The sequence below is a fragment of the Microbacterium sp. cx-59 genome, assembly GCF_020805625.1.
Taxonomy (GTDB): domain Bacteria; phylum Actinomycetota; class Actinomycetes; order Actinomycetales; family Microbacteriaceae; genus Microbacterium.
In genome coordinates, this window is record NZ_JAJHGO010000003.1 from 24,842 (window position 1) to 50,529 (window position 25,688).

At 67.9% G+C, this 25,688-nt stretch carries 23 protein-coding genes and 2 tRNA genes; 13 read left to right on the forward strand and 12 right to left on the reverse strand.

Annotated elements, in window-relative coordinates; genetic code table 11:
• Positions 1-11: 11 nt before the first annotated feature.
• Positions 12-497, reverse strand: a complete 486-nt coding sequence (locus tag LMI96_RS02550) for a Dps family protein (protein WP_223721024.1) — start codon at positions 495-497, stop codon at positions 12-14.
• Between the two features lie 183 nt (positions 498-680).
• Here LMI96_RS02550 and LMI96_RS02555 point away from each other — a divergent pair, with 183 nt between their 5' ends.
• Together LMI96_RS02555 and LMI96_RS02560 are read left to right on the forward strand one after the other, a co-directional pair.
• Positions 681-2,822 (forward strand): acyltransferase family protein, encoded by a 2,142-nt coding sequence (locus LMI96_RS02555; protein WP_228360383.1) that lies wholly within the window; start codon positions 681-683, stop codon positions 2,820-2,822.
• Positions 2,823-2,848: 26 nt separating this feature from the next.
• A complete protein-coding gene (locus tag LMI96_RS02560; RefSeq protein WP_228360384.1) occupies positions 2,849-3,385 on the forward strand; it encodes a gamma carbonic anhydrase family protein in 537 nt (178 codons plus the stop codon).
• A 25-nt stretch (positions 3,386-3,410) separates the two neighbouring features.
• Here the strand turns inward: LMI96_RS02560 and LMI96_RS02565 are convergent.
• Positions 3,411-3,484: transfer RNA gene (locus LMI96_RS02565), tRNA-Gly, on the reverse strand.
• 173 nt (positions 3,485-3,657) lie between these two features.
• Here LMI96_RS02565 and LMI96_RS02570 point away from each other — a divergent pair.
• The 6 genes from LMI96_RS02570 (at position 3,658) to clpX (ending at position 8,674) form a co-directional block, all read left to right on the forward strand.
• A tRNA-Pro gene (locus LMI96_RS02570) sits at positions 3,658-3,731 on the forward strand.
• Between the two features lie 75 nt (positions 3,732-3,806).
• Positions 3,807-5,327 carry a trigger factor gene (gene tig, locus LMI96_RS02575; protein ID WP_228360385.1) on the forward strand — a complete coding sequence of 507 codons (1,521 nt, stop codon included), beginning with the start codon at positions 3,807-3,809 and terminating at the stop codon, positions 5,325-5,327.
• A 72-nt stretch (positions 5,328-5,399) separates the two neighbouring features.
• Positions 5,400-5,930, forward strand: coding sequence for a tetratricopeptide repeat protein (locus LMI96_RS02580; RefSeq protein ID WP_228360386.1), 531 nt, complete (start codon positions 5,400-5,402; stop codon positions 5,928-5,930).
• Complete coding sequence (locus LMI96_RS02585) at positions 5,884-6,561, forward strand: ATP-dependent Clp protease proteolytic subunit (protein WP_263317338.1); 678 nt, start codon at positions 5,884-5,886, stop codon at positions 6,559-6,561. The genes LMI96_RS02580 and LMI96_RS02585 overlap by 47 nt, the downstream gene beginning before the upstream one ends.
• A 28-nt stretch (positions 6,562-6,589) precedes the next feature.
• The gene (locus LMI96_RS02590) at positions 6,590-7,255 is read left to right on the forward strand and encodes an ATP-dependent Clp protease proteolytic subunit (RefSeq protein ID WP_223721029.1); all 666 of its coding nucleotides are present in this window, start codon (positions 6,590-6,592) and stop codon (positions 7,253-7,255) included.
• A gap of 150 nt (positions 7,256-7,405) precedes the next feature.
• Entirely contained in the window at positions 7,406-8,674 is a 1,269-nt protein-coding gene (gene clpX / locus LMI96_RS02595) for an ATP-dependent Clp protease ATP-binding subunit ClpX (RefSeq protein WP_223721030.1), read from the forward strand.
• Positions 8,675-8,847: 173 nt separating this feature from the next.
• On the opposite strand, the gene LMI96_RS02600 is transcribed toward clpX, so the two are convergent.
• Genes LMI96_RS02600 through valS form a run of 3 tightly spaced genes read right to left on the reverse strand, consistent with a single transcriptional unit; the run spans position 8,848 to position 13,763 of the window.
• Complete coding sequence (locus tag LMI96_RS02600; protein WP_228360387.1) at positions 8,848-10,905, reverse strand: M3 family metallopeptidase; 2,058 nt, start codon at positions 10,903-10,905, stop codon at positions 8,848-8,850.
• A 31-nt stretch (positions 10,906-10,936) separates the two neighbouring features.
• The gene (locus tag LMI96_RS02605) at positions 10,937-11,188 is read right to left on the reverse strand and encodes a hypothetical protein (protein WP_228360388.1); all 252 of its coding nucleotides are present in this window, start codon (positions 11,186-11,188) and stop codon (positions 10,937-10,939) included.
• Between the two features lies 1 nt (position 11,189).
• The gene (gene valS, locus LMI96_RS02610; RefSeq protein ID WP_228360389.1) at positions 11,190-13,763 is read right to left on the reverse strand and encodes a valine--tRNA ligase; all 2,574 of its coding nucleotides are present in this window, start codon (positions 13,761-13,763) and stop codon (positions 11,190-11,192) included.
• Positions 13,764-14,104: 341 nt separating this feature from the next.
• On the opposite strand from valS, the gene LMI96_RS02615 reads away from it, so the two are divergent.
• The gene (locus LMI96_RS02615) at positions 14,105-14,953 is read left to right on the forward strand and encodes a DUF559 domain-containing protein (RefSeq protein WP_228360390.1); all 849 of its coding nucleotides are present in this window, start codon (positions 14,105-14,107) and stop codon (positions 14,951-14,953) included.
• A gap of 70 nt (positions 14,954-15,023) precedes the next feature.
• On the opposite strand, the gene LMI96_RS02620 is transcribed toward LMI96_RS02615, so the two are convergent.
• A complete protein-coding gene (locus LMI96_RS02620; RefSeq protein ID WP_228360391.1) occupies positions 15,024-15,593 on the reverse strand; it encodes a GNAT family N-acetyltransferase in 570 nt (189 codons plus the stop codon).
• 468 nt (positions 15,594-16,061) lie between these two features.
• Between LMI96_RS02620 and ileS the strand changes: the two genes are divergently transcribed.
• Genes ileS through ndk form a run of 4 tightly spaced genes read left to right on the forward strand, consistent with a single transcriptional unit; the run spans position 16,062 to position 21,663 of the window.
• Complete coding sequence (gene ileS / locus LMI96_RS02625; protein ID WP_223721036.1) at positions 16,062-19,466, forward strand: isoleucine--tRNA ligase; 3,405 nt, start codon at positions 16,062-16,064, stop codon at positions 19,464-19,466.
• Positions 19,463-20,821 (forward strand): folylpolyglutamate synthase/dihydrofolate synthase family protein, encoded by a 1,359-nt coding sequence (locus LMI96_RS02630; RefSeq protein WP_223721037.1) that lies wholly within the window; start codon positions 19,463-19,465, stop codon positions 20,819-20,821. Before ileS ends, LMI96_RS02630 begins: the two co-directional genes overlap by 4 nt.
• Positions 20,797-21,240: a DUF4233 domain-containing protein gene (locus LMI96_RS02635; RefSeq protein WP_223721038.1), complete on the forward strand. Its 444-nt coding sequence runs from the start codon at positions 20,797-20,799 to the stop codon at positions 21,238-21,240. The genes LMI96_RS02630 and LMI96_RS02635 overlap by 25 nt, the downstream gene beginning before the upstream one ends.
• A 6-nt stretch (positions 21,241-21,246) precedes the next feature.
• Positions 21,247-21,663 carry a nucleoside-diphosphate kinase gene (gene ndk / locus LMI96_RS02640; protein WP_223721039.1) on the forward strand — a complete coding sequence of 139 codons (417 nt, stop codon included), beginning with the start codon at positions 21,247-21,249 and terminating at the stop codon, positions 21,661-21,663.
• 102 nt (positions 21,664-21,765) lie between these two features.
• Here the strand turns inward: ndk and LMI96_RS02645 are convergent, their stop codons facing one another.
• The 6 genes from LMI96_RS02645 to LMI96_RS02670 all read right to left on the reverse strand — a co-directional run bounded on the left by LMI96_RS02645 (position 21,766) and on the right by LMI96_RS02670 (position 25,536).
• Positions 21,766-23,304, reverse strand: coding sequence for a hypothetical protein (locus LMI96_RS02645; protein WP_228360392.1), 1,539 nt, complete (start codon positions 23,302-23,304; stop codon positions 21,766-21,768).
• Positions 23,301-23,621: a hypothetical protein gene (locus LMI96_RS02650; RefSeq protein ID WP_223721041.1), complete on the reverse strand. Its 321-nt coding sequence runs from the start codon at positions 23,619-23,621 to the stop codon at positions 23,301-23,303. The genes LMI96_RS02645 and LMI96_RS02650 overlap by 4 nt, the downstream gene beginning before the upstream one ends.
• A complete protein-coding gene (locus tag LMI96_RS02655) occupies positions 23,618-24,049 on the reverse strand; it encodes a hypothetical protein (RefSeq protein WP_228360393.1) in 432 nt (143 codons plus the stop codon). Before LMI96_RS02655 ends, LMI96_RS02650 begins: the two co-directional genes overlap by 4 nt.
• 58 nt (positions 24,050-24,107) lie before the next feature.
• Positions 24,108-24,404: a WXG100 family type VII secretion target gene (locus tag LMI96_RS02660; RefSeq protein WP_228360394.1), complete on the reverse strand. Its 297-nt coding sequence runs from the start codon at positions 24,402-24,404 to the stop codon at positions 24,108-24,110.
• Positions 24,405-24,408: 4 nt separating this feature from the next.
• The gene (locus LMI96_RS02665) at positions 24,409-24,813 is read right to left on the reverse strand and encodes a YbaB/EbfC family nucleoid-associated protein (protein ID WP_228360395.1); all 405 of its coding nucleotides are present in this window, start codon (positions 24,811-24,813) and stop codon (positions 24,409-24,411) included.
• A gap of 120 nt (positions 24,814-24,933) precedes the next feature.
• Positions 24,934-25,536, reverse strand: coding sequence for a vitamin K epoxide reductase family protein (locus tag LMI96_RS02670; RefSeq protein WP_228360396.1), 603 nt, complete (start codon positions 25,534-25,536; stop codon positions 24,934-24,936).
• Positions 25,537-25,688: the final 152 nt, after the last annotated feature.

The window sequence follows — 25,688 nt, forward strand, 5'->3', positions numbered from 1 at the left end:
CTGCACGAGTGCTACTCGGCGAGGTGCGCGGAGAGGAACCAGCGGTCCTTCTCGAGGCCCGCGCGGATCGCGATGACGATGTCCTGGCTCGTGAGGTCGATCTCGTCCAGTCCGTCGATCGCGGTCTGCACGTCGACGATCACGCCGTCGATGTCGGCCACGATGTGGCGGATCATGTCGTCCCACTGCGTGAAGCCGGCCGGGACGGTCGAGGGAAGGGTCTTCTCGGCCACCGTGCTGAGGCGTGCGTCGACCGGCAGGCCGAGGGCGACGATGCGCTCCGCGGCGAGATCGGCGTACTCCTGCGCGTGGTCGACGACCGTGTCCAGAAGTTCGTGGATCGCGATGAAGTTGGCGCCGCGAACGTTCCAGTGGGCCTGCTTACCGTTGACGGCGAGGGCCTGGAGTCCGAGGGTGACGGGGGTCAGGAACTGAGCTGCACCCGCCGCGACCGTGGGGTCCGCAGCGGTTGCGGGAATGGTCTGATGCTTCGACATTGTGGTGCCTCCATGTTCTGCAGTCTCAACTGCTGTTTCCAACGCTAGTGAGGCTGCAAAATTCCGCAAGCAAGATGAGGCTGCGCTTATCTCATCGGCCGGTGACGCGTGAGGAGCTGCGGCCGGACTTATCCGAACGCGTCGCGCCCGGGCAATTCGAGATCGAGCGGCTACCGTCGAGGGGTGGCAGCGACTGAACACGATTCGACGTCCCCGCGATCCGGTGCACCGGCCGTCGGCGGAGCAGGGCTTCGGCGTGATCGGTCGCCCGAGCACGCGGAGCCGTCGCGATTCCTTCCCCACGTGCAGGGATTGCGCGCGATCGCCGTCCTGCTCGTCGTGCTCTACCATTTCTGGCCCGGACGCCTGCCCGGCGGGTACGCCGGTGTCGACGTGTTCTTCGTCATCTCCGGTTTTCTCATCACCGGCCACTTGATGCGCGAACTCACGGCAACCGGCACGGTACGTCTCGGCCAGTTCTGGGCTCGTCGCGCGCGACGTCTGCTGCCGGCGTCCCTTCTCGTGCTGCTCTTCTCCGCGATCGTCGCCGCCTCGCCCTACCTGATGCCGGTGTCGGGCTTGCAGCGCGAGATCAGCGAGATCATCGCGTCGACCTTCTACGTCGAGAACTGGTACCTGGCGTTCACGTCGGCCGACTACCTGAACCACGCGGGCGACCCGTCGATGGTGCAGCACTACTGGTCGCTGTCGCTCGAAGAGCAGTTCTACGTGCTGTGGCCGCTGCTGATGCTGCTCGCCGCGTGGATCGGGACGAAGTTCCTCTCGGGGCGTCGCCGTACGGCGGTCCTCGTGACCCTCGCCGTCGTGAGTGCCGCGTCGCTCCTGTTCTCGATCGTCTTCACGCTGACCAACCCGGCGCCCGCGTACTTCGTCACCTTCACCCGGATGTGGGAGTTCGGTCTCGGCGCGATGATCGCGTTGGTGCCGGCGCTCCGCATCCGTCACGCCCTGGGAAGCTTCGTGCTCGGCTGGGCGGGGATCATCGCGCTCGTCTATACGGCTTTCAGATTCGATGGCACGACGGCATTCCCCGGGTACGCGGCGCTCCTTCCGGCGCTCGGGGCAGCCGCGGTGATCGCCGCGTCCAACGCGGAACGGTGGTGGTATCCGACGCGGATCCTGTCGGTCGCGCCGATGCGATTCACCGGAGACATCTCATATTCGCTCTACCTCTGGCACTGGCCGCTGATCATCATCGCGCCGTCCGTGCCCTTCTGGGGCCTGTCGATCTACCACCGTGTCGCGCTGCTGGCGATCTGTTTCGTGCTCGCCTGGCTGACCAAGCGGTTCGTCGAGGATCCGGCGCGCGGCTGGCGGGTGCTGACTCTCCGCCCCGCAAAGGTGACGCTCTGGGCGTCACTGGCTGCGATGCTGCTCGTCGCGGGTACGGCGGGAGGGGCGTGGGCTCTCAACGCCCCCGCCTACCAGGCGGGTGTGCAGCAACTCGCCGAGCTGCGCGACAATCCCCCGGAGTGCTTCGGCGCCGCATCCGTTCTCGATGAGGACTGCGCGGGCGCGACGCCCTCCGACACGATCCTGCCGAGTCCAGGTTTTGCCGGCGTCGACAAGCCGTCCGACGAACAGTGCTTCGTACAGCTGAACGACGCCCGGCCGGTGTCGTGCGAGTTCGGGTCGGACGCGCCCGACGCGCCCACCGTGGCGCTCATCGGCGACAGTCACGCGTTCCAGTTGCTGTCGACGTTCCAGCGGATCGCCGACGACAACGGCTGGCGGTTGGTGACCTACTTCAAGGGCGCGTGCCCGTGGAATGACACCCCGCTCTCGACGGGCGGTGCGTTCGGCGGTGCGTGCACCCAGTGGCGCGGCGACGTCGCGGCAGACCTCCAGGCCGACCCGCCGGACGTCGTCTTCACCTCGGCGCTCGCGACCACGCCGTACTCGGCGGCGGGCTACGACTCGTCGTACGACGCCGCGGTGGCGGGGTACCGGGCCGCGTGGTCGACGATGACGGATGCGGGCGTGCCCGTCGTGACCGTCGTCGACAACCCGGTGTGGGAGACCGATCCGAACAAGTGCCTTCGGACGAGGGATGCGGCTTCGTGCGAGGGTGCGCGAAGCGACGTGCTCGTGGCGAACGATCCGCTTCGGGGGGCGGCCGAGGGGCAGCAGGACGTGACCCTTCTCGATTTCACGTCGGTCTACTGCGACGACACGATCTGCTTCCCCGTCGTCGGCGGTGCCGGCGTCTACCGCGACCAGGACCACTTGACGGTGACATTCGTCGACTCTCTGGCACCGCAGTACACGGCGGCGCTGAAGTCCGCGCTGGCGGCCGCCGGCTGAGGATGCCGCGTCGGTAGGGTCGGGTCATGACCGTCTCCTCCGATGCCTCCATCCTCGCTCTCGGCGATTCACGCCCCACGATCGATCCGACGGCGTTCGTCGCCGCCGGTGCGCGCGTGATCGGCGCGGTCGCCCTGGGGGAGCACGCGAGCGTCTGGTACAACGCGGTGCTTCGCGCGGACGGCGACTCGATCACGATCGGCGCCCGGAGCAACCTGCAGGACAACGTCAGCGTGCACGTCGATCGCGGCTCACCCGTGGTGCTCGGTGTCGACGTGTCGGTCGGGCACAACGCCGTCGTGCACGGCTGCACGATCGGCGACGGTTCGCTGATCGGGATGGGAGCCGTGGTGCTCAACGGTGCGCAGATCGGTGCCGGATGCCTCGTGGCCGGGGGAGCAGTCGTGCTCGAGAACGCGGTGATCCCGGACGGTTCGCTCGTCGCCGGGGTACCCGCGAAGGTACGCCGCGCGCTGACGGATGAGGAACGTGCCGGTATGGTCAGCAACGCAGCCCGGTACCTCGAGCACATCGAGCGCCACTCGGAATCCTCGTCGCGCTGACGGGCGGGGTGCCCGGATCAAGAAGTGGAGGGGCTGACGAGAATCGAACTCGCATCATCTGTTTGGAAGACAGAGGCTTTACCACTAAGCTACAGCCCCATATTCCGGCGGAAAGTGCCGGAATATGCGCAGCAATCACTCGCCGCATCCGCAAGTGTAGCCGACATCAACGGCCCGCTCGCACGCGGACACCGGCGTTCGTCCCGACGCGCGGAGCAGGTCGGCTAGACTAACGGGGGCCGATTTCGGTGCACGTTCGCGTGCCCGCCGCCCGGGGCGTAGCTCAGCTTGGTAGAGCGCCCGCTTTGGGAGCGGGAAGTCGCAGGTTCAAATCCTGTCGCCCCGACGTATCGGACCCCCGAAGACCCCACAACCTTCAGCCACCGCGCGCTGTCGCGGGAACCAGAGGAGAACAACAGGCATGGTCACCAGCACCGTCGAGCAGCTGAGCCCCACCCGGGTGAAGCTCCACATCACGGTCTCGCCCGAAGAGCTCAAGCCGAGCATCGATCACGCGTATGAGCACATCGCTCAGGACGTGCAGATCCCCGGCTTCCGCAAGGGCAAGGTCCCCGCACCCATCATCGATCAGCGCATGGGTCGCGGTGCCGTCATCGAGCACGCGGTCAACGAGGGCCTCGACGGCTTCTTCCGTGCGGCCGTCGCCGATAACGAGATCCGCGTTCTCGGTCGTCCCGAGGCCGAGGTCGTCGAGCTCCCCGAGCTCTCCGACTTCTCGGGCGACCTCAAGGTCACGGTCGAGGTCGACGTGCGCCCCGAGTTCGAGCTGCCGGCGTACGAGGGCCTGACCGTCACGGTCGACGCCGTCGAAACCGACGAAGCCGCGATCGACGCGGAGCTCGACAGCCTCCGCGCGCGCTTCGGCACGCTCATCACCGTCGACCGCCCCGCCGCGACCGGCGACTTCGTGGAGCTGAACCTCGTCGCGACGATCGACGGCGCCGAGATCGACCGCGCCGAGGGCGTGTCGTACGAACTCGGTTCCGGCGAGCTGCTCGAGGGAATCGATGAGGCCATCGAGTCGCTCACGGCCGGCGAAGACACCACGTTCCGCTCGAAGCTCGTCGGCGGCGACCACGCCGGTGAAGAGGCCGAGGTCGCTGTCAGCGTCACCGCCGTCAAGGAGCGCGAGCTTCCCGAGGCCGACGACGACTTCGCGCAGATGGCCAGCGAGTTCGACACGATCGCCGAGCTCCGCGAGAGCCTGTCTGAGCGGGTTGCGCAGCAGTCCACGTTCAGCCAGGGTGCCGCCGCGCGCGACAAGCTCATCGAGCTGCTGCTCGAGCAGTCCGAGATCCCCGTCCCGCCGAAGCTCATCGAGGACGAGGTGCACCAGCACCTCGAGGGCGAAGGCCGCCTCGAAGACGACGTGCACCGCGCCGAGGTCACCGAGGCCAGCGAGAAGCAGTTCCGCACGCAGGTGCTGCTCGACGCGATCGCCGAGAAGTCCGACGTGCAGGTCTCGCAGGAAGAGCTCACGCAGTACCTCATCCAGTCGGCCGCGCAGTACGGCATGGCTCCGCAGGAGTTCGTGAACGCTCTGCAGCAGGGCAACCAGCTGCCCGCCATGATCGGTGAGGTCGCCCGCAACAAGGCCCTCGCCCTGGCGCTGGGCAAGGTCACCGTCGTCGACGCGAACGGCAAGGCCGTCGACCTCACCGGCTTCGTCGCCGTCGAGGAAGAGCCCGCCGTCGAGGCCGACGAGACGGACGAGGTCGCCGAGGCGGAGTCCGCTCCGGTCGATGAGGCTCCCGCGAAGAAGGCTCCCGCGAAGAAGGCTCCTGCCAAGAAGCCCGCCGCAGTGAAGCCGACCGACGAGGTCGCCGAGGAGGCCGCCGAGAAGAAGCCGGCCGCCAAGAAGGCGCCGGCGAAGAAGGCTCCCGCGAAGAAGGCTCCGGCCGCGAAGGCCGATTCCGAGTAATCGGATACCGAGGGAAGAGGGCGGATGCATCAGCATCCGCCCTCTTCTGTTCATTCGCCGAAGGAGGCATCGATGAATTCGACAGACGAGTGGGATGAGCGCGTCGCGGCGATATGGGCGGATGCCGCCCTCACCGACGACGAGCGCACCGACGCGATCGAGCGGATCGCCCGAGAACGCCCGGCCGACGACGCGCGCGCCCTGTTCGAACGCGCGGGCAGTTACGACTCGGCCGGCCGTGAGACCGAGGCCGAGCCGCTCTACCGGGCGGCCCTGGCGGCGGGACTCGACGACGCGCACCGGCCGCAGGCCGTGATCCAACTTGCCAGCACGATCCGCAACCTCGGCCAGGTGGAGGAGAGTCTGGAGCTCTTGCGCGCCGAGTACGAGCGCCGCGACCGCGACGGGATGCGGGACGCCGCGGCCGCGTTCTACGCCCTGGCGTTGAGTTCGGCAGGGCACGACCGCCTGGCGCTCTCGATCGCCCTCGATGCACTCGCTCCGCACCTGCCCCGCTACACGCGATCCGTGACCGGATACGCCGCCGAGCTCATGCATGCGCCGCGACGTATGCCGACGGCGAACATCGGCGAGGGTCTCTGAACGCGCCGGTAGATTCGACATCACTACCACCGAAACAGGAGTGAACATGGCCGATCCCCTTGTCGCGACGAGCGTCTTCGACAGGCTGCTGAAGGACCGCATCATCTGGCTCGGGTCAGAGGTGCGTGACGAGAATGCCAACGAGATCTGCGCGAAGATCCTGCTGCTCGCAGCCGAGGACTCCGAAAAGGACATCTATCTCTACGTCAACTCTCCCGGTGGCTCGATCACCGCGGGAATGGCGATCTACGACACGATGCAGTTCGTGCCGAACGACATCGTGACCGTCGGCATCGGTATGGCTGCCTCCATGGGGCAGCTGCTGCTCACCGCCGGCACGAAGGGCAAGCGCTACATCACGCCCAACGCGCGCGTTCTGCTGCACCAGCCGCACGGCGGCTTCGGCGGCACCTCGAGCGACATCCAGACGCAGGCGCAGCTCATCGTCTCGATGAAGAACCGTCTCGCCGAGATCACCGCATCCCAGACGGGCAAGACCGTCGAGCAGGTCAACGAAGACGGTGACCGCGACCGCTGGTTCACCGCGGACGAGGCCCTCGAGTACGGCTTCGTCGACCACATCCGCGACTCCGCAGCCGACGTCATCGGCGGCGGCGGCACCGCCAACTAGGCACCCGAAGGCGAAAGAGAGAACGCGAATGAACACCCCTACCTTCGGTATCCCGCAGGGCCTGCAGATGCCTTCCAGCCGGTACGTGCTGCCGCAGTTCGAAGAGCGCACGGCCTACGGTTACAAGCGCCAGGACCCGTACAACAAGCTCTTCGAGGATCGCGTCATCTTCCTCGGCGTGCAGGTCGATGACGCGTCCGCGGACGACGTCATGGCGCAGTTGCTCGTGCTCGAGTCCCAGGACCCCGATCGCGACATCATCATGTACATCAACTCGCCCGGTGGCTCGTTCACCGCGATGACGGCGATCTACGACACCATGCAGTACGTGTCGCCGCAGATCCAGACCGTCGTGCTCGGCCAGGCAGCATCCGCGGCATCCGTGCTGCTCGCCGCCGGGGCACCCGGAAAGCGTCTCGCGCTGCCGAACGCCCGCATCCTGATCCACCAGCCCGCGATGGGCGAGGCGGGTCATGGTCAGGCATCCGACATCGAGATCCAGGCGGCGGAGATCCTCCGCATGCGTACCTGGCTGGAAGAGACGCTGTCGAAGCACTCGAACAAGACCCCGGAAGAGGTCAACCGAGACATCGACCGCGACAAGATCCTGTCGGCGGCGGATGCGGTCACGTACGGCCTGGTCGACCAGGTACTGACAACCCGCAAGCGCACGCCCGCGGCGCTCACCGCCTGAGCGACGCTCAACACGACGCCCCGACCGTGCCCCGGCCGGGGCGTCGTGTTTTACGCGGCGCGACGCGACGAACCCCCAATACGCACCGTTGTCGGGGGCAGAGGTTAGGCTCGGATGACGACGGACTCGTCCGGGGGGAAGAGAGGCATCATGGCACGCATCGGTGAAAGCGCCGACCTGTTCAAGTGTTCTTTCTGCGGAAAGAGCCAGAAGCAGGTGCAACAGCTGATCGCGGGCCCCGGGGTCTACATCTGTGATGAGTGCGTCGAGCTCTGCAACGAGATCATCGAAGAGCGCATGGCGGAGCAGACGTCGGGCGAGGTCACCGAGTTCGACCTGCCGAAGCCCCGTGAGATCTTCTCGTTCCTCGAGGACTACGTGGTCGGCCAGGAACAGGCGAAGCGCGCCCTCTCGGTCGCCGTGTACAACCACTACAAGCGCGTCCGCGCACAGACCACGATCACCTCTGCCGAGCAGCGTGCGGAGGAGATCGAGATCTCCAAGAGCAACATCCTCATGCTGGGCCCGACCGGCTGCGGCAAGACCTACCTCGCGCAGACGCTCGCGAAGCGGCTAAACGTGCCCTTCGCCGTCGCCGACGCCACGGCCCTCACGGAAGCGGGCTACGTCGGCGAAGACGTCGAGAACATCCTGCTGAAGCTCCTCCAGGCGGCCGACTTCGACACGAAGCGCGCCGAGACGGGCATCATCTACATCGACGAGGTCGACAAGATCGCCCGCAAGGCAGAGAACCCGTCGATCACGCGCGACGTCTCCGGCGAGGGCGTGCAGCAGGCGCTGCTGAAGATCCTCGAGGGCACGGTCGCGTCCGTCCCGCCGCAAGGCGGGCGCAAGCACCCGCACCAGGAGTTCATTCAGATCGACACGACGAACGTCCTGTTCATCGTGGCCGGCGCCTTCGCGGGGCTGGAAGAGATCATCTCCTCGCGGGTCGGCAAGCACGGTGTCGGCTTCGGCGCACCCCTGCAGCGCAAAGACGATGCGCCCGATCTTTTCTCTGAAGTGCTTCCCGAAGATCTGCACAAGTTCGGCCTGATCCCCGAGTTCATCGGGCGCCTCCCCGTGATCGCTGCGGTCTCACCGCTCGATCAGAAGGCGCTGATGGAGATCCTCACCACGCCGAAGAACGCACTGGTCAAGCAGTACCAGCGCATGTTCGAACTCGACGACGTCGAACTCGACTTCGAGAAAGACGCGTTGGAGGCCATCGCCGATCTCGCCGTGCTGCGAAAGACCGGCGCCCGTGGTCTTCGCGCCATCCTCGAAGAAGTCCTCGGCCCGATCATGTTCGAGATCCCGTCGAGCGAAGACGTCGCCAAGGTCGTCGTGACCCGCGCCGCCGTCGAAGATGGCGCGGCTCCGACTCTCGTCCTGCGCCAGAAGCGCAAGTCCGCCTGAACTCCGCCTCGCACGCGCTGAGGTCGCTTTCGACGCGACTCGACTCGCGTGCAGGTCGGTAAAGGGGATGGGTCTCCCAAGATCTGCGCCTGGGCGATGTCCGAAGGTTCTGGAGGCGCGGTCGAGTGGCTGGCGGAAGGCACCGCACTGAGGTGCATGACCGCCCCGCGGGGTCAGGACTGCAGGCCGCGCCTGCGCAGCAATGGCTCGATGTCGGCATCGCGGCCGCGGAAGTCGCGATAGGCCTCGAGGGGATCCTTCGAGCCCCCCACGCCGAGAAGCCGCGTGCGGAACCGATCGCCGTTCGCGCGGGTGAGTCCGCCGTTCTCGCGGAACCACTCGACGGTGTCGGCGTCGAGAACCTCGCTCCAGATGTACGAGTAGTACCCGGCGCTGTACCCGCCCGAGAAGATGTGCGCGAAGTAGGTCGACGAGTATCGGGTGGGAACGGCGGGATCATCCAGCCCGATGTCCGAGAGCGCTGCCGCCTCGAAGGCGAGCACGTCGATGTCCGCCGATGCGGCGTCGGTGTCGAGGGAATGCCAGGCCTGGTCGAGCCAGGACGCCGCCAGGTATTCGCTCGTGGCGAAGCCCTGATTGAACGCTTCGGATGCCGCGAGCTTCTCCACGACGGTCGGATCGAGCGGCTCATCCGTGTCTAGGTGACGTGCGTAGCGGGTGAGGATCTCCGGCCACATGATCCACATCTCGTTCACCTGGCTCGGGAACTCCACGAAATCGCGGAACACCGCGGTGCCGGCGAAGTGCGGGTACGTGACGCGGGCGAAAAGGCCGTGCAGCGCGTGTCCGAACTCGTGGAACAGGGTGGTGACCTCGTCCAATGTGAGAAGCGTCGGCAGGCCGTCGCCCGGACGCGACACGTTGAGGTTGTTCACGACAACGGGGAGCGTTCCGCGCAGCTCGGACTGCGTGACGAGGGAGTTCATCCAGGCGCCACCGCGCTTCGAGTCGCGGGTGTAGAGATCGAGGATGAACAGCCCCACGGGCGCGCCATCCGCCTCGGCGACTTCGAAGACCCGGGCTCCGGCGTGATACGCGTGCAGATCGGGCCGTTCGGTGATCGTGACCCCGTAGAGCTCGGTCGCCGCGCGAAAAACGCCGTCCTGCAGCACGCGTTCCGCCTCGAACCACGGACGCAGTGCGGCGCGGTCGAGATCGTACTCGGCGGCGCGCACCTTCTCCGTATAGAACGCCCAGTCGTGCGCGGCGAGCGCGAAAGACGCGGGCTCTGAGTCGATCATCGCCTGACGCGCATCTCGCTCCTGGCGCGCGTTGCGGGCCGCCGGCGCGGCCAGCCGGCGGAGCAGGTCGTGCACGGCTTCGGGGGATCCCGCCGTCTCATCCGATGTGATGTACGCAGCATGTGAGGAGTAGCCGAGGAGCGCGGCGCGTTCGGCGCGCGTCCGCACGATGTCTCGCAGGACGTCGCGGTTGTCGTTCCCGTTGCCGCGCCGCCCGCGCGACTGCGACGCGGTCATGATCCGTGCACGGCTCTCGCGTCGGGTCAGCGACGCCAGGTACGGATGCCCAGTGTAGAGCGGCAGAGTGACGAGGTAGCGTCCGGTCAGCCCGCGGTCGGAAGCGGCCTGTGCGGCGGCGGACAGTTCGCCGGCGGTGAGGCCCTCGAGCTCGCTCGCGGAGGCGAACTCCACAGCCAGGTCGTTCGTGTCGGCGAGCAGATTCTTCTCGAACGTCGTGGTGAGGGTCGAGAGCTTCTGGTTCAGCGCCGTGAGCCGTGCCTTCTCGTCGGCACTCAACCCCGCCCCGGCGTGGGTCATCTCCCGGAATCGTCGCTCGACGAGGTAGCGCTGCTCGGCGTCGAGCGGAAGGTCATCGAGCTGCGCGTGCACGGCCGCGACGCGTGCGAAGAGGCGAGCGTCGAGGGTGACCGCGTCCTGATGCGCAGACATCAGCGGCGCGAGCTCTTCCTCGACGGCCTGGATCTCCGCCGTCGCATCGGCGGAGGACACCGTGTAGAAGGTGCGGGACACCCGATCCAGCAGCTCGCCGCTGCGTTCGATCGCCTCCAGCGTGTTGGCGAACGTCGGGGCGGCCGCATCCGTCGCGATCGCCTCTATCTCCGCGCGGTGGGCGGCGAAGGCGGTCTCGAACGCCGGTAGGTAGTGGGCGGGGTCGATTCGGCGGTAATCCGGAAGCCCGAACTCCCCGGTCGTCTCTGTCAACAGGGGGTTCGCCGCATCCGTCGCCATAGGCCCAGAGTAGTGCGGCGACGGATGCGGGTCAGCCGAACTCGTCCTCGGGATCGTGACGGACGACAGCGTGGCCGTCGGCGTCGAGGGAGACGATGACGCCCGAATCGAGTTCGGCGATCGGGCGCCCCTCGAGCCACGTCAGAGTCCACCGCGGGGTGGGCTGGTGATCGATCTGGTCGTTCGAGAGCAGGCGCTCGACGGCCGCGATCTGTGCCCGCAGCGCGTCGGGCACCGCCGTGGGCGGGGTGGCGAACGCATCCCAGCGTGTTCCGAGTTGCATGTCAGTCCTCCTGAGGGGCGAAGTCGACCTCGTGGACGACGATGGCGTCGGCGTCCGCGAAGGTGAGGTCTTCGATACGACCGACGGCCTTCAGATCGCCCACCGCCGAGTCGAGTGCCGCGTGCAGCGCGGCCGGGGCGCCCAGGACGAGGCGAGCCACCGGAGTCTTCTGCGAAGCCTTCGCCTCCGTCTTCGCGCGACGGATGCCGATGAGGGCCTGGCTGACCGCGCTCAGGACCTCCGGGTCACCCTCGATACCGAGGGCGTCGGGCCACGCGGCGACGTGCACGGAGTCGTCGTGGAACCACGACCACGCCTCCTCGGTGGCGAACGAGAGCACCGGCGCGAAGAGGCGGAGCAGCGTCTCGAGGGCGATGCGCAGGGCGAGCGCGGCAGACGCCTGGCCGCTGTCGGCCTGGTTGTACGCACGCTCCTTGACCAGTTCGAGGTAGTCGTCGCAGAACGTCCAGAAGAACGCCTCGGTGATCTCGAGCGCACGGGCGTGGTCGTACTGCTCGTATGCGCGAGTCGCGTCTCGGATGACGCCGTCCAGGGTCGCGAGCATCGCCGCATCGAGTGCGTGCGTGATCTGCGCGCCATCCGGCACGGGGAACGACAGAACGAACTTCGCCGCGTTCAGCACCTTGATCGCGAGGCGACGACCGATCTTGATCTGCGTCGGGTTCTGCGGATCGAAGGCCGCGTCGGTGCCGAGACGGCTGGAGGCCGCCCAGTAGCGCACGGCGTCCGAACCGTGCTGGTCGAGGATCGACGCGGGGGTGACGACGTTGCCCTTCGACTTCGACATCTTCTTGCGGTCGGGGTCCACGATGAAGCCGGAGATCGCCGCATCCGTCCATGGTGACCGGTCGTCTTCGAGGGCGCTCCGCAGCAGCGTCGAGAACAGCCAGGTGCGGATGATGTCCTGGCCCTGCGGACGCAGGTCGAACGGCGCGACGAGGTTCCAGAGCTCGTCGTCGCGCTGCCACCCGCCCGCGAGCTGCGGGGTCAGCGACGAGGTCGCCCAGGTGTCGAAAATGTCGCGCTCGGCATCGAAACCGCCCGGCACGCCGCGCTGCTCTTCGCTGAATCCCGGGGGTACATCGCTCGTCGGATCGACGGGGAGGGCGCCGAGCTCGGGGGTGAGAACGCGACCGTAATCCCGTTCGCCGTTCTGGTCGAGGGCGTACCAGATCGGGATCGGCACCCCGAAGAACCGCTGGCGGGAGACGAGCCAGTCGCCGGTCAGCCCGTTCGTCCAGTTCTCGAAGCGGACCCGCATGAAGTCGGGGTGCCAGTCGATCTGCTGCCCGAGCGAGATGAGCTTCTCGCGCAGCGCCCCGTCGCGCGCCCCGTTGCGGAGGTACCACTGACGGGTCGACACGATCTCCAGCGGACGGTCGCCCTTCTCGAAGAACTTCACGGCGTGCGTGAACGGCTTCGAGACCTCGAGAAGTTCGCCCGAGGCCTGCAGCAAGTCGACGACGGCCTTCTTGGCGCTGAAGACGGTCTTGCCCGCCAGCTCCGCATACGCGGAGCGCGCTGCATCCGTCACGATGACGTCGGGGGCGTCGGCGAGAATGCGGCCGTCCTTGCCGATGATCGTGCGGTTCGGCAAGTCGAGCTCGCGCCACCAGATGATGTCGGTGACGTCACCGAACGTGCAGACCATGGCGATTCCCGACCCTTTGTCGGGCTGGGCGAGCGGGTGCGCGAGAACCGGCACCTCCACATCGAAGAGCGGGGTGCGCACGGTCGAGCCGAACAGCGGCTGGTAGCGCTCGTCGTCGGGGTGCGCCACGAGCGCGACGCACGCGGCGAGGAGTTCGGGCCGGGTGGTCTCGATCAGCACGTCACCCGAGTCATCGCTCCGGTGGAACGCGAGCCGGTGGTACGCACTGGGCTGGTCGCGGTCCTCGAGCTCGGCCTGCGCGATCGCGGAACGGAAGTCGATGTCCCACAGCGTCGGAGCGAGCGCCTGGTAGGCCTCGCCGCGCTCGAGGTTGCGGAGGAACGCGAGCTGGCTGACCCGGATGGTGTCGTCCGAGATGGTGCGGTACGTCTGCGTCCAGTCGACGCTGAGTCCGAGCTTGCGGAAGAGCTCTTCGAACTGCTTCTCGTCTTCCGCAGTCAGGCGCTCGCAGAGGTCGATGAAGTTCCGTCGGCTGATCGGGATCTGGTCGGCCGCGCGCGTGGACTTGTTGTCGCCGCCCTCGAACGGAGGGGTGAAGTCCGGGTCGAACGGCAGCGACGGGTCGCAGCGCACGCCGTAGTAGTTCTGTACGCGGCGCTCGGTCGGCAAGCCGTTGTCATCCCACCCCATCGGGTAGAACACGGTCTTGCCCCGCATCCGCTCGAACCGCGCGGTGAGGTCGGTGTGCGTGAACGAGAAGACGTGCCCGATGTGCAGCGAGCCGGAGGCGGTCGGCGGGGGAGTGTCGACGGAGAACACGCCGCCTCGGCCGGTGGCCTGGGCCGCATCCCGATCGAAGAGGTAGGTGCCCCGTTCGGCCCAGCGGGCGTCCCACTTCGCTTCGAGCCCTTCGAGGGCGGGCTTGTCGGGAATCGCGGTCATGGGAGTCTCCTCGATATGTGCGGCACTGTGTGAGCGTGCCTGAGTGTGGATGCCCCCTCAGTCTACGGGAGCCCGCGCCGCCGGAACCGAGCGGCGGGAGTGGCGGCAGGTGGGGGTGTCGGGGCGGTGTCGGGGCTGTGTGTTGCTCGGTCAGGGGATTCGGAGATGTCACGAGATTCGGACGCGACGGCTCCGATCCGTCCGAATCTCGTCGCATCTCCGAATCTCGTGACGCAGGCGCGGCGAGCGACTTTGCCTCCCCAGGGCGATGAATGCGCCAGGCGCTGCACAGAGTCGCCGTTCGAGCCTCGTTCGTGGCGCTCGATCGGGACGATGGAGCGATGGATGCAGCGGCGAAACGGATGCGGGCGCTCGACGCCGTCCGCGCGGCGGGCGGCGTGGCCCGAGCGAGAGAGCTCGTCGCCGCCGGGCACACCCAGCGGACGCTCCGATCGCTCGTCGAGGACGGGATGCTCGTGCGCATCCGCCGCGTGTGGATCGCTCTTCCGGATGCCGATCCGCTCGCGGTGGCCGCAGCGCGGGAGGGCGTAGTGCTCTCCTGCGTCACGGCGGCACGCCGGCACGGACTGTGGGTGCTCGGAGACGGTCCGGCGCACGTCGCTGCGCCGCCGCACGGGGCGAGCGTGCGTGTCGCCCCCGGCACCGTCGTGCACTGGGCGGAGCCCCTCATCGTGCGTCGGCCCGGCACGCTGGTCGACGAGGTGGAGAACACGCTGGCCCTGGTGATCGCCTGCCGGCCGGAAGAAGAGGCCAGGGCGATCGTCGAGTCGGCGCTGCGTCAGCACGTGGTCGAGCGGGAGGCGCTGCTTCGCCTCCCGCTGACGCAGGCGGCACGATCGCTGATCACGGCCGCATCGCCCTGGTCGGACTCGGGGTTGGAGACGTTCTTCATTCCACGGCTCAGATGGATGCGGCTGCAGATCACACCGCAGGCCTGGATCGCGGGCCACCGGGTCGACTTCCTGATCGGTGAGCGTCTGGTGGTGCAGATCGACGGCGGGCACCACGTGGGCGCGCAACGCGAGGCGGACATCGCCCACGATGCGGCGTTGATGCTGATCGGCTACTGCGTGATCCGCATCGGGTACGCGCAGGTCGTACACGGGTGGCCGGAGGTTCAGGGTCGCATCATGCGCGCCGTCGCCCAGGGCCTGCACCTCGCACGGTGAGTGATTGCCGCATCCGCGGTCCTGGTTCGAGGCGCGTCACCGGATTCGGAGATGTCGCGAGATTCGGAGGCTACGCGGTCGGGTTCTCCGAATCTCGTCGCATCTCCGAATCCCGTGACGCCTGCCACTCGTCTCGGGAGAGGGCGAAACCGAAGTGCGGCATGTCGACGCCGCGGTAGCGCGTGACGAACCGGCGGCGTACCCGCATCCCGAGCCGGATCGCCACGTTCATCGAGGCGAGGTTCGTGTCGCGGACCTTCGCCCAGACGTGCTCGACGGGAAGCGTGGTGAGGGCCCAATCCACGCTGGCGGATGCGGCCTCGACGGCGAATCCGCGGTGCCACCTGTCGCGACGGAACAGGTATCCGACCTCGACGATCTCGTCGTCTTCGAGCTTCTGGCGGGTGATGCCCGTTTGACCGATGACGTCGCCGGTGGCCCGTTCGACGACGGCCCACAGCCCGAAGCCGTCTGCGCGATAGCGATCCTGTTGTCGTCGCAACCAATCGAGGGTCTCGGCCTCGCTGAACGCGCCCTCGTACGCAGCCATGGTCTCGTCATCGCCGAGGATGGCGCGAAGTGCGGGCAGATCGCCGTCGTCGAGCGCGCGGAGCGTGAGTCGTGCGGTGTCCGGCAGCATCCGTCGATTCTGTCGGACACCGTGCGGTCCTGGTGGGGGCGCGTCACCGGATTCGGAGATGTCGCGAGATTCGGAGGCTTCGGGGTCGGGCTATCCGAATCTCGTCGCATCTCCGAATCCTGAGACGCCCGCCACGCGGCACGGGACAGGGGAAGGACCGTGCGGACGGCCCGTCGAGCGTGCGCCACGGCCCGAAACGGAGGAGCGGATGCGGCCGCCACGACGATCTCCCGGGCAGGCCCCTGAGCGGGTAAGATCGGGGCACACGCGTTGATCCGGCCATCACCGGGGAGCACTCGGAAGAACAGCGTTCGCGCCCAGTAGAACCGAGCGGGGCAGGCCCGTCATCGCCGCAGTGAGAGTGGTCGGTTGTTCTCCGCGAGGAGCGCATCCCGGCAATGCAGGGTGGTACCGCGGTCTCTTCGAGGTCGTCCCCGCAGGCCGCATTCGACCCCCTGCGAGATGACGATGACATACCCCCGCACTTCCGCCTTCGGTCCCGCCGCCGCGCCCACCGAACCGGCGGCGCCCGTGACGCCGAGCCCGCGCTTTCCGGAGATCGAACAGAACGTCCTCGAGTTCTGGCGCGATGACGACACGTTCCGCGCGTCGATCGCGCAGCGCGAGGGCGCGCCCGAGTGGGTGTTCTACGACGGCCCGCCGTTCGCGAACGGCCTGCCGCACTACGGGCACCTGCTGACCGGATACGCGAAGGACCTCTTCCCCCGTTTCCAGACCATGCGCGGCAAGAAGGTCGACCGCGTCTTCGGCTGGGACACCCACGGTCTCCCGGCCGAACTCGAGGCGATGAAGCAGCTCGGCATCACCGAGAAGGACGAGATCGAGCGGATGGGGGTCGCGACCTTCAACAGCAAGGCGCGTGAATCCGTACTCGCGTACACCCAGGAATGGGAGAACTACGTCACCCGGCAGGCACGCTGGGTCGACTTCGAGCGCGGCTACAAGACGCTCGACACCGGCTATATGGAATCGGTGCTGTGGGCGTTCAAGACCCTCTGGGACAAGGGCCTCGCGTACGAGGGCTACCGCGTGCTCCCGTACTGCTGGCGTGACGAGACCCCGTTGTCGAGCCACGAGCTGCGGATGGACGACGACGTCTACAAGATGCGTCAGGACCCGTCCGTGACCGTCACGTTCCCGCTCGTGGGGGCGAAGGCGGAAGCGCTCGGACTCACCGGTGTGCGCGCACTCGCGTGGACGACGACGCCGTGGACGCTGCCGACGAACCTCGCGCTCGCGGTCGGTCCCGGCATCCGCTACGTCGTCCTGCCGGCGGGGCCCGCGGGCGCGGCGGATCTGCATCACACCCCCGAGGGCGCTCCCGACGATGTCGTGGAGTCCGCGGCGCATCGGTACCTTCTCGCGGAGGACCTGCTCGGCGGTTACGTCAAGGACCTCGGCTACGAGTCGCTGGATGCGGCGCGCGAGGCGGTGCAGCAGTCGCTCACCGGAGCCGAACTCGCGGGCGTCGCCTACGACCGGCTCTTCGACTACTACGCCGACGCGGAGGCCTGGGGGACCGCGGATGCGTGGCACATCCTCGCCGATGAATACGTCACGACGACCGACGGAACCGGCATCGTCCATCAGGCCCCGGCGTACGGTGAGGACGACAAGCGACTCGCGGACGCGGCCGGGCTCCCGACCATCGTCAGCCTCGACGACGGCGGCCGCTTCCTGCCGCAGGTGACCGACGTGGCGGGCGAGCTCTGGATGGACGCGAATCGTCCGATCATCCGCCTGCTCCGTCAGGGTGGGCGGCTTCTCCGCGAGGCCAGCTACGAGCACTCCTACCCGCATTGCTGGCGCTGCCGGAACCCTCTCATCTACAAGGCTGTCTCGAGCTGGTTCGTGCGCGTCACGGACGTCAAGGGTCGCCTCATCGATCTCAACGAGCAGATCACCTGGGCGCCGGAGAACGTGAAGCACGGTCAGTTCGGCAAATGGGTCGAGGGCGCCCGCGACTGGTCGATCAGCCGCAACCGCTACTGGGGTTCGCCGATCCCGGTGTGGAAGAGCGACGACCCCGCGTACCCGCGCGTCGACGTCTACGGTTCTCTCGAGGATCTGGAGCGCGATTTCGGTCGGCTTCCGCTCGACCCCGAGGGCAACGTCGATCTGCACCGGCCCTACATCGACGACCTGACGCGCCCGAACCCGGACGACCCGACCGGCGCGTCCACGATGCGACGCATCGAGGACGTCTTCGATGTCTGGTTCGATTCCGGCTCCATGCCGTATGCGCAGGTGCACTATCCGTTCGAGAACCGCGAGTGGTTCGACTCGCACTCGCCCGCGGACTTCATCGTCGAGTACATCGGCCAGACGCGCGGATGGTTCTACGTCATGCACGTGCTCTCCGGCGCGCTGTTCGACCGCCCCGCGTTCACGGGCGTATCGTGCCACGGCATCGTTCTCGGCAGCGACGGTCAGAAGATGTCGAAGTCGCTGCGGAACTACCCCGACGTGAGCGAGGTCTTCGACCGCGACGGCTCCGACGCCATGCGCTGGTTCCTGATGTCGAGCTCGGTGCTGCGCGGCGGAAACCTCGTCGTCACCGAGGAAGGCATCCGGGCGGGCGTGCGGGAGTTCATGCTGCCGCTGTGGAACACGTGGTACTTCTTCGCGACCTACGCCAATGCCGCCCGGGGCGCTGGGGGCGCGGGCTACGAGGCGCAGTGGCGCACCGATTCGACGGATGTGCTCGACCGCTACATCCTGACCCTCACCGGAGAGCTGGTGCGCGGTGTCGCCGCCGACCTGGAGGCTCTCGATTCGACGAGTGCCGCCGCCAAGCTCCGTGGTTTCGCGGAGGTGCTCACGAACTGGTACATCCGCCGTTCGCGCGACCGTTTCTGGCAGGGGGTGTCCGACGACCCGCGGAACACCGAGGCCTTCGACACGCTCTACACGGTGCTCGAGACCGTCACCCGCGTCGCGGCGCCCCTGCTGCCGCTCGTGGCCGAGCGCGTCTGGCAGGGACTCACCGGCGGGCGGAGCGTGCACCTCGAGGATTGGCCGGATGCATCCGCATTCCCGGAGGCGACGGTCATCCGCTCCGCGATGGATGCGGTGCGCGAGGTGTCGTCGGTGGCGAACGCCCTCCGCAAGCGCGAGGGCAAGCGGGTGCGCCTGCCGCTGCCGCTGCTGACGGTCGTGGTGCCGGATGCGGACGCCCTCGCGCAGTTCGACGACATCCTCCGCGAGGAGCTGAACGTGAAGGCCGTCGAACTCGTGGCTCTCCGCCCCGAGACGGCGACCGAGTACGGCATCACCCATCGCCTCACCGTCAACGCGCGCGCCGCCGGCCCTCGCCTCGGTAAGCAGGTGCAGCAGGTGATCAAGGCCGCGCGCAGCGGTGACTGGACGGAGATCGACGGTCGCGTCGTCGCCGGCGGCATCGAACTGGAGCCGGCCGAGTACGAGCTCGCCCTCGAGACCAGCGGCCGCCCGGAGGGCGAAGCGTTGTCGGTGCTCGCGACGGGGGGCTTCGTGCTCCTCGATACGCGGACGACGCCCGAACTCGAGGCCGAAGGGCTCGCGCGCGACGTGGTTCGCGCCGTGCAGGACACCCGGAAGGCCGCGGGCTTCGACGTCAGCGATCGCATCGCGCTTTCGCTCGTCTTCGCGGACGCGGCCGACGCGTCCGCGGTCGTGTCCGCGTTCGACGTGGCCGACATCGCCGGTGAGACGCTGGCGCGCAGTGCGACCGTGAATGGCGCCGTGGTGGCCGGCAGCACCTTCGACGCCGCATCCGCCGCGGAGTTCTCCGCCGACTTCGCCGGAGGCGCCTTCGCGAATGGCGGAGCGTTCACGGTGGGAGTCACCCGCATCGGAGGAGAAGCAGAATGAGCGGCAACGATCAGAAGCGGGCGGATGCGGTCTACACGCAGCTGCTGGCCCGGCAGGGCGAGCAGTGGGTTCAGCCGCGGATCGAGCGCACTCGGCGCGTGCTGGAGCTGCTCGATGATCCGCAGCGCACGTATCGCGTCGTGCACGTGACGGGAACCAACGGCAAGACGTCGACGAGTCGAATCGTCGAGAGCCTGTTGCGCGCGCACGGACTGCGCACCGGGCTGTTCACGAGCCCGCACCTCACCCGGTTCACCGAGCGCATCATGATCGACGGCGAGCCGATCGCGGATGCGGCGGTGGCCGACGCGTGGGACGAGATCGCCCCCTTCGTGGCGCTGGTCGACGCGCAGTTGGCCGCGGAGGACGACGCCCCCCTGACGTTCTTCGAGCTTCTGACGGTGCTGGCGTTCGTCGCCTTCTCCGACGCGCCCGTCGATGTCGCGGTCATCGAGGTCGGGATGGGCGGTACCTGGGACTCGACGAACACGGCGGACGGTGACGTCGCCGTGATCGCGCCGATCGGTCTCGACCATGCGGATCGGCTCGGAAACACGATCGCGGAGATCGCGACCGTCAAGGCCGGAATCATCAAGCCGGATGCCGCGGTCGTGTCGGCGGCGCAGACTCCCGAGGCCGAGGCCGTGCTCCGCGCTCAGGCCCAGCGGGTCGGCGCGACGATCGCCTTCGAGGGCCAGGACTTCGCTCTGGTCGCCGACCGCCTGGCGGTCGGCGGGCAGCTGCTCGACGTGCGGGGTCTCGCCGGCGAGTACGACGAGCTGTACCTGCCGCTCTACGGCGTGCACCAGGGCCGGAATGCGGTGCTGGCGATCGCCGCGGTGGAGTCGCTGATCGGCGGCGCAGCGCAGCGTCTGGTTGCCGACGTGCTGACCGACGGATTCGCGCAGGCCACGTCGCCGGGACGCCTGCAACTCGTCGGCATCCAACCGACCGTCGTCGTCGACGCCGCGCACAACCCGCACGGCGCCGCCGCCCTCGTGGAGGCGCTGCGCAGCTCCTTCGATTTCGACGAGTGGGGCGTGGTGCTCGGCATTCTGGGTGACAAGGATGCGGCCGGTATCGTGGCTCAGCTGCAGCCGATCGCCGCGCATGTCTTCGCGACCGCGCCCGAATCGGAGCGCGCCGAGGAGGCCGATACCATCGCGGATCTCGCAGAAGAGGCGGGCTTGAGGGTCACCGTGCACGACGATCTTCCGGCGGCGGCGGAAGCCGCCCGGGAGTGGGCGGCTGCAGCCGATCGCCGCGCGGTCATCGTCGCAGGATCCGTCGTCCTCGCGGGTGAGGCGCTCGCCCTCGCCGAGGCGGAGTCGTGGAAGGACGGGTGGACGGCGTGAGCGCCGGCACCGACCCGGCGGGCCGCGTGCCACGGCAGCGCCGCGCGCGCGGTGCCCAGGAGTCCCTCGCCCAGATCGTGCTCGTCTTCGAATCGGTCATCGTCTTCCTCGCGGGTCTGACCGTCTACGGGCTAGAGGTGCTCCCGGCGGGAATCGAGCCCTGGTGGGGGATCGTCGCGGGTTCGGTGTTCGCCGTGCTGATGGTCGCCGCGAGCGGAGTCGTGCGCTGGCGCTGGGGGATCGTCGTCGGCTGGATCATGCAGGTGGTGCTGGCACTGGCCGCGTTCCTCGTGCCGGCCATTCTTATCGTGGCGTTCATTTTCGGCGGCATGTGGGCGTATGCGACGATCAAGGGAGCGGCACTCGATCGACGCAACGCCCGACTCGCCGCTGACCCCACCCTCGCGAACGGAGACTGACCGATCATGGCCACCGAAGAAACACTCGTTCTCGTCAAGCCCGACGGTGTCGCACGCGGATTGACCGGCGCGATCCTCGCCCGCATCGAAGCCAAGGGTTACGCCCTCGTCGACATCCGCCTCGTCGAGCCCGATCGCGCTCGTTTCGAACAGCACTACGAAGAGCACGAGGGTAAGCCGTTCTACGAGCCTCTCGTGGAGTTCATGATGTCGGGCCCGTCGGTCGCCATCCGCCTCGCGGGCAACCGCGTGATCGAGGGCTTCCGCTCCCTCGCCGGCACGACCGACCCGACGTCGGCCGCGCCCGGCACGATCCGCGGCGATTTCGGTCGCGACTGGGGTCTGAAGGTGCAGCAGAACCTCGTACACGGCAGCGACAGCCCCGAGTCGGCCGCGCGCGAACTCGGCATCTGGTTCGACTGACCTCGCACCTGCACGACGCTCACGGACAGAGCGAAGGCCCGCCCTCGGACTCGAGGGCGGGCTTTTCTTTCTGCAGTGGTCCAGTGCGGGTGCGGCCGCTCGTCACTTCTCGGAGGCCGTGAAGACGCTGTGGTCGACAACCTCCCCGGTGAACAGATCGATGGAAGGCGGGGGAGTGCCGTACTGCTGGGCGTACTGCTGCTCCCACGCCCGCACCGAGTCCGTGTAGAGACCGTTGTCGTGCGCGGCCGGGCCATGCGACCCCGAGGGGTCCGGAAGAACGACTCGGTGGATGTTGGGGGGAACGTCGCCGACCACGTTGCCATCGAGCATGGGAACGACATCTGTGGCGTGTTGGAACGCGTACACCGGGATGTCGGGCGGAACGTTGAACGTGTCGATGGGGGAGCCGTTGGTCACGACGCCGATGGTGTTGTAGGGGAAGGATCCGTCGGCGGCGAGGTTCGCGGCCATGATCCCGCCCTGGCTGAATCCGGTGAGCACGACGTCTCCGCCCGCCGGAACCCCGGCGTCGCTCATCGCCTGCAGGACGGCGCGCTCGTAGGCCGTGCGCAGCAGGGGGTTGTCCATCAGGAGCGCGAGGTTCGAGTCGCGGTCGTTCATGGCTCCGGTATCTCCCTGCATTTCCCAGTCCTGCGTCGAGGGGAGAGAGACCACCCAGTGCTCGGAGCCGTCCGGCCCGATCACCTTCTTGATGTCGATGACGGTCGCGTCCGCGCCGCCCATCGAGTCGGTCGTTCCGTTCACTCCGACGAGGTCGGACAGTGACGTCAGCTCGGTCACGTCTTGGGAGTCGAGCCACGCGTCCCGCTGCTTGTCGGTGAGCTTCGCCGGGTCGACCTCTTCGACATCCGCGTCGCTCTGCAGGAAGTTCTCCGCAGCGCCGCCCAGAATGAACCCCAGACCACCGCCCAGGGGTCCGCCGACGACTGCGCCGAGGATGCCGCCGACGAGCGGGAGCATCTGCGCGATGATCTCGCGCAGATGGCTGAGACCCTCGGCGAGGATCGGAATGAGCTTCTGCAGCAGGGAGGCGAGCGCCGCGAGAGCTTCGAGCAGGTCGGTCACCATGCGGCCGGCCGACTCCACCACGTCGAACGCGGCCGAGGCGAAGTCCTTGACCCGGTCTGCGGCCTCGATCGGGTTGAGTGTGAACGAGAACATGTCGTCGGCGAGGCGGGAGACCTTCGTCAGCAGATCGCAGATGAACGTCCGGGTCGCGTCGACGATGCGGGAGGCGAGCCGGAGCGCAGCCGCCGCGGCGCCCGTCCACTCCACCGTGTCGAGACTGACCTCGAGCAGATCCTCATAGCGCTCGCGGAGCGCTCGCGCGGTTCGTCCGTCGAGTTCGCTGAGCTGCGACTTCGCGGAGACCAGCTGGGGGTGCAGATCCCGCAGCGTTCCTTCCGCGTCCTCCCAGGTCGCCGCGAAACCGGCGACTTGGGCCGAATCGCCCAGGAGATCGTCGAACCATTCGCGCAGCGGCTCGACGTACTTGAGCAGCATGCCCGCGATGCCGGGGATATCCGCGCACGAATTGGCTCCGGGGCCGCTGGTCGCCAGAGCCGAGGCCCAACCACCGCCACGGATCTCACCCGCGATAGCGCTGCCGGCACTCACGATGTTGCCTTCGTGAAGCCATCCGCCGCCTCGGTCTCGAGGGTGTCGAACGCGTTCAGTGCGGCTCCGGTGGCGCTCGACATCCGATCGCTCAGCTCGTGCGCCGTCGACAGGAGTTCGCGGGCACGCCCGGCGAGAGCGGTCACGGAGGGAACGAGAATCCCCCGGCAGAGCGCCCCGAACGCATCCTCAGCCAGACGTCCGTCTACCGACGTGCTCGTCGCCTGGAAGGTGGATGCCGCATCCTTCAGCGTCGTGACCTGCTTCGACAGGACCGACCCGTCGATCTCGATGTGCTGGTTCGCGGCGCCGGTCACGACGCACCGCCGCCGGCGATGCGCTCGGCGTCATCCATAGAGATGCGCTTGTCGGCGACGACATCCGCGCCGAGCTCCTCCAACCCCGCCCGGATGTCGATCCGCTTCTCCGCGGAATCGCGCAGGGAGAGCTCCAGCCAGCGGGCGTCGACCGTGTTCTCCTGAACGACCACGGAGATCAGCGTGCGCAGATCCGCGGAGTCGATCTCGGCCGCGTCCACGGTGCCGCCGACCGACAGCACGGTGCTGAAGCCGTCGACGCCGGTGTCCGCCCAGACATCGGTGATGCCGAGACCCGCCGATTCGACCGCCTCCGGAATGGTGCTGGTCGCCGAATCGTCCGCCGAGGGGGATGCGGTGCACCCCACCAGCGCGACCGCGGCGGCCAGGACTCCTGTCCAGGCGAGAACTTTACGCATCCGGGTCATCGTCTTCCTTCGTCTCGATCTCCGTGATTCGCGCACAAGGCGCCGGGTCTGGGGCGACTCATCCGGAGACGCCCAATGCGCGAGCGCCCTCCAGGTCCACGGTCGAGTACCCCGTCGCGAGTTGGTCGAGCGCCGTGCTGACGGTCTGCAAGAGCTCGGTGCGCGTCGCGAACAGGTCTGCCAGCCTCGCGTGGGCAGCGTCGTACGCGACCTGCGCATCTCCGGACCATTGCGATCGCAGAACCGAAGCCGCTTCGTCGAGTTGCGCGAGAGCGTCGTCGATCGCCTTTCCCGCGGACGCGATCGACGCGGCGGATTCAGCGATCTTGGCCGGGTTCACTTCCAGGCGGTCCATCGCGTCAGCGGTTCTCGATGACGGAATCGGCGCCGAACTGGGCGTCGATCTGCGCGCGCACGCTCGATACCAGCGGAGAATCCGCGCCGACCGATGACGACAAGCGGCGGACGGCCGCCTCGGCCGCTTCGCGCTGTGCTTTGCGAATCGTGTCGGTGATCACGCTCGACAGAGTGCGGGCATCCCATTCGCGCCCGCGCTCGGTGATGTCGACTCGGGTGACGGCGCCGCCGGCTTGCGCGGTCACCGACACCTCACCGCCGGGTGAGCGTGCGGTCGACGCCGCCGCACGCACCTCGTCCGCCATGACCGCGGCGTCTTTCGCTGCAGTTCGTGCGCGTTCCGTCTGCGCGATAATCCGCATCCGTGCGGATTCGACGGCAGCCAGCGTGTCGTTTTCGAGCGTCATGAACGGCCCCCCTCAAGCATCGCCCCTCACCCTAGCGAAGGCGCGCGGGCCGACGGGAAAGGCTGTGGATAATCCGATCCGACCGCGAGGGAAGGCGTTCCGCGCCGAGGTCGGGAGCGGTCAGAAGAGCGATCCGAGCACGTCGAGCCGCACCTGGGCGAGGACCGCGATGACCGCGAAGCTGAGAATGGCCATCAGCGGCACCCAGGACATGAGCGAGTCGGCGATCCGCTGCACGCGCGGCCCGACGGGGGCGACTCCGCTCCGGACGACGTGCAGGGTGACCGCATAGAACGAGGGAATCGTGACCACCCACGTGACCATGCACCAGGGGCACAGGGTGCTGAGCACGAAGATGCTCTGGCTGATGAGCCAGCAGACGAAGACGAACGACCCCAGCATCCCGACCCAGAAGAGCGCCCAGAACCACCGTGCGAATCGAGCACCGGCGAGGATCGCGGCCCCGACGACGATCGGCGCGATCCAGCCGCCGAGGCCGAGGATCGGGTTGGGAAAACCAAAGAGGCTGCCCTGCGGGGACTCGAGATTCGCGGTGCACTGCACCAGCACACTGAAGTCGCAGGAGGCGGTCGCCGTCGGATCCATCAAGAGATGGAAGCGCTCGGTGGTGAGCGAGAACGCGGCCCACCATCCGACCGCGCCGGCGAGGATGAGCCAGACCGCGAGGATGGTGGGACGCGCGGGGGCAGGGGCTTCGGGCATGGCCGGATTATGACACCCCCGCCTATCCGCCCGCCGCGTGATCGTCGAGGAAGACGCACCGATCGGCCCCGATCGCGCAGATTCGGCCGGGGGATGCGATACTGGTCCGTGATGCACCGCGCGGCCGCGCCGCGAGGGCATCACGCAGACTT